The sequence below is a fragment of the Pseudomonas sp. K5002 genome (assembly GCF_013386655.1).
Lineage (GTDB): Bacteria > Pseudomonadota > Gammaproteobacteria > Pseudomonadales > Pseudomonadaceae > Aquipseudomonas.
Genome location: NZ_JACARK010000130.1, coordinates 1 through 3,174, shown reverse-complemented (window position 1 = coordinate 3,174; position 3,174 = coordinate 1). Strand labels below are relative to the sequence as shown.

Here is a 3,174-nt window from a genome sequence, read left to right as displayed (position 1 = left end):
GTTGTCGATGGCCACCGGGTAATGGATGTCCAGCTTCTTGACCTGGCTGCGTACGTTATCCAGGACTTTCTCATAGGCGTTTTCCGGCGTGTGCACACCGATCACCACCAACCCGTCCCTGGCGTACTTCTTCGCCCACTGATTGACGTACGGCAGGCTGCGCTGGCAGTTGACGCAGTCGTAGGTCCAGAAATCCACCAGCACCACCTTGCCCTTCAGGCCCTCGGCCGTCAGCGGCGGCGAGTTGAGCCAGGCCACCGCGCCGTCGAGGGACGGCATGCGCTCATCGGACTGGCTGAAACTTTCGGCATCGACGTTGTTGATCAGGTAGTTCACCGCCTTGGGCACGCCGACCAAGGCAACCACCAGTGCCAACAGCAGCAGGCCTTTTGAGCGGCGCAGGTATCGGATGAAGTTCATGGGTGTCACCTCGTGGCCGGGGGTGTTTCGGCGCGTTTGCGAGCCGCGCCGTTTTGCGCCAGCGGCGTGTTCTGGAAGCAGGTTTCACTGCCGGTGAGTTTTTTCGCGGTGGCGGCGTTCACATCCGCCGCCACACCCGCCAGGGAAAACGCCAGGGCGCTGAGAAAGCTGTTGAGTGGGGTCATGGCCGGTCTCCTCAGCTGCCTTCAAGGCAATTGCTGGAAAATTTGCGGTAGTCGAGGACGTGGCGCTGGCCCTCGGAATCGAGGTAGGTCAGGTGCGAGTTGACGATGCCGCACAGCGCGCCACCGGACTCTTCGGAGATCGACAGCACCTGGTGGATATCCGGCTGGCTGGCGGTGGTTTCGGCATGGGCGGCAACACTCAGGCCAGTGAGTAAGGCAAACAGGCAACTGGCATAGGCAGCTTTGATGGTCATGGGTGGTTCCCCGGGGTTCAAGTGGGCCGAGGCGGATTACCTCGATGGGCTCATTTGAACCTTGCGAGGTATCCGGATTGTGTCGGCCAGGCCCGGATTTTTGCGTCGATGTGTATCTCGTCACCGCCAGATACACTGCAATACAAAGGGCACAAGGCAAGCCCGCCGCCAGTGGCTAGACTGCGCATCAATGACTAATCAACGAGGAAGGCAGCATGGATCACGTCGATCACATTCTGATTGTCGATGACGATCGGGAGATCCGCGAACTGGTGGGCAACTACCTGAAAAAGAACGGCCTGCGCACCACCGTGGTGGCTGACGGCCGGCAGATGCGCAGCTTCCTCGACACCACGCCCGTGGACCTGATCGTGCTGGACATCATGATGCCCGGCGACGACGGCTTGCAGCTGTGCCGCGAACTGCGGGTGGGCAAGCACAAGGCCACGCCGATCCTGATGCTCACCGCGCGCAACGATGAAACCGACCGCATCATCGGCCTGGAAATGGGCGCCGACGATTACCTGGTCAAGCCCTTCGCCGCCCGTGAACTGCTGGCCCGCATCAACGCCGTGCTGCGGCGCACAAGGATGCTGCCACCGAACCTGGTGGTGACCGAAAGCGGCCGGCTGATCCGCTTTGGCCGCTGGCGCCTGGACACCACCGCCCGCCATCTGCTGGACGAAGACAACACCCTGGTGGCCTTGAGCGGTGCCGAATACCGTTTGCTGCGCGTCTTCCTCGACCATCCGCAACGGGTGCTCAACCGTGACCAGTTGCTGAACCTGACACAGGGCCGGGACGCGGACCTGTTCGACCGCTCCATCGACCTGCTGGTCAGCCGCCTGCGCCAGCGCCTTTTGGACGACGCCCGCGAACCGGCCTACATCAAGACCGTGCGCAGCGAAGGCTATGTGTTCTCCCTGGCCGTGGAAATCCTTGGGGACCCGGCATGACCCTCACGTTCCGCTGGCCGCGCACCCTCGCGGCGCAACTGACGGTAATTTTCATCGTCAGCCTGCTGTGCGCCAACGCCCTGTCGTTCAGTGCGCAGTTCTATGAGCGCTACATGAGTGCCCGCAGCGTAATGCTGGGCAACCTGGAAAACGACGTATCGACGTCGATCGCGATCCTCGACCGCCTGCCCGCCGCCGAGCGTGCCAGCTGGCTGCCGCGGCTCGACCGCAACGCCTACCGCTACCTGCTGAATGCCGGCGAACCCGGCGAGCCGATGGCCAGCGACAACGTGCCCATGGCCGCGACGTCGATTTCCGATGCGTTGGGCGAGCACTACCCGCTGACGTTCCGCGACATCCCGGGCCTGCAAAAACACTTCCAGGCGCACCTGACCCTGGCCGATGGCAGCCCGGTCACGATTGATGTCTATCCCAAGCCGATCCCGTTTGCGTTCTGGCTGCCGGTGGTACTGGTGCTGCAACTGGTGGTGTTGCTGGTGTGCACCTGGATCGCCGTGCGCATCGCCATCCGCCCGCTGACACGCCTGGCACGGGCAGTGGAAACCCTCGACCCGAATGCCCGCCCGACGCCGCTGGACGAAACCGGCCCCACCGAGGTGGCGCATGCGGCGGCGGCGTTCAACGAAATGCAGAAGCGGATTGCCGAGTACCTCAAGGAGCGCATGCAGATTCTGGCGGCGATCTCCCATGACTTGCAGACGCCGATTACCCGCATGAAATTGCGTGCCGAGTTCATGGAGGACTCGGTGGACCGGGAAAAGCTCTGGAGTGACCTGGGGGAAATGGAGCATCTGGTGCGCGAGGGTGTGGCGTATGCCCGCAGTGTGCATGGGTCCACCGAGGCCAGTTGCCGGATCGACCTGGATGCGTTTCTCGACAGCCTGGTGTTTGATTACCAGGATATGAACAAGCAAGTGAGTTTGACCGGTAAAAGCGCGGTGGTTTTGGATACGCGGCCCCATGCGTTGCGTCGGGTGTTGGTGAACCTGGTGGACAACGCGCTGAAATTTGCCGGGGAGGCGCAGTTGGAGGTGGGGTCGACGGCGGCGGGTGAGCTTTCGATCAAGGTGCTGGACCGGGGGCCGGGGATTGCAGAGGATGAACTGGTGCAGGTGATGCAGCCGTTTTACCGGGTGGAGAGTTCGCGTAATCGTGGCACTGGTGGTACAGGGCTGGGGTTGGCGATTGCCCAGCAACTGGCGGTGGCGATTGGTGGGGAGTTGACGTTGAGCAACCGGGACGGCGGGGGGTTGTGTGCGCAGGTTCGGCTGGAGCTGTGACGGGCGGTGTGTATATCCATTATTTGGGTGATGGCTTGTATCGGTTCCGCTCTTACAG

Annotated in this window: 4 protein-coding genes and 1 pseudogene; 2 read left to right on the top strand and 3 right to left on the bottom strand. The window is 62.4% G+C overall.

The genetic code is table 11. The annotated features are described in order from the left end of the window. The 3 genes and pseudogenes from HX846_RS07875 to HX846_RS07865 form a co-directional block, all read right to left on the bottom strand. Positions 1–357 (bottom strand): annotated as a pseudogene (locus HX846_RS07875) (redoxin family protein); the annotation flags it as partial. Positions 358–425: 68 nt separating this feature from the next. Beyond that, a complete protein-coding gene (locus HX846_RS07870) occupies positions 426–605 on the bottom strand; it encodes a hypothetical protein (RefSeq protein ID WP_087695230.1) in 180 nt (59 codons plus the stop codon). 11 nt (positions 606–616) lie between these two features. Next, positions 617–859 (bottom strand): DUF2790 domain-containing protein, encoded by a 243-nt coding sequence (locus HX846_RS07865; RefSeq protein ID WP_087695229.1) that lies wholly within the window; start codon positions 857–859, stop codon positions 617–619. Positions 860–1,074: 215 nt separating this feature from the next. Here HX846_RS07865 and HX846_RS07860 point away from each other — a divergent pair, with 215 nt between their 5' ends. Both HX846_RS07860 and HX846_RS07855 read left to right on the top strand, forming a co-directional pair. Further along, complete coding sequence (locus HX846_RS07860) at positions 1,075–1,815, top strand: response regulator (protein ID WP_003212510.1); 741 nt, start codon at positions 1,075–1,077, stop codon at positions 1,813–1,815. After that, positions 1,812–3,116 (top strand): ATP-binding protein, encoded by a 1,305-nt coding sequence (locus HX846_RS07855; RefSeq protein ID WP_003212508.1) that lies wholly within the window; start codon positions 1,812–1,814, stop codon positions 3,114–3,116. Before HX846_RS07860 ends, HX846_RS07855 begins: the two co-directional genes overlap by 4 nt. The last annotated feature ends 58 nt before the right edge of the window (positions 3,117–3,174 follow it).

Coding starts and splice junctions, on each gene's coding strand:
- HX846_RS07870 (WP_087695230.1), bottom strand. CDS start 605: ATGACCCCACTCAACAGCTTTCTCAGCGCCCTGGCGTTTTCCCTGGCG.
- HX846_RS07865 (WP_087695229.1), bottom strand. CDS start 859: ATGACCATCAAAGCTGCCTATGCCAGTTGCCTGTTTGCCTTACTCACT.
- HX846_RS07860 (WP_003212510.1), top strand. CDS start 1,075: ATGGATCACGTCGATCACATTCTGATTGTCGATGACGATCGGGAGATC.
- HX846_RS07855 (WP_003212508.1), top strand. CDS start 1,812: ATGACCCTCACGTTCCGCTGGCCGCGCACCCTCGCGGCGCAACTGACG.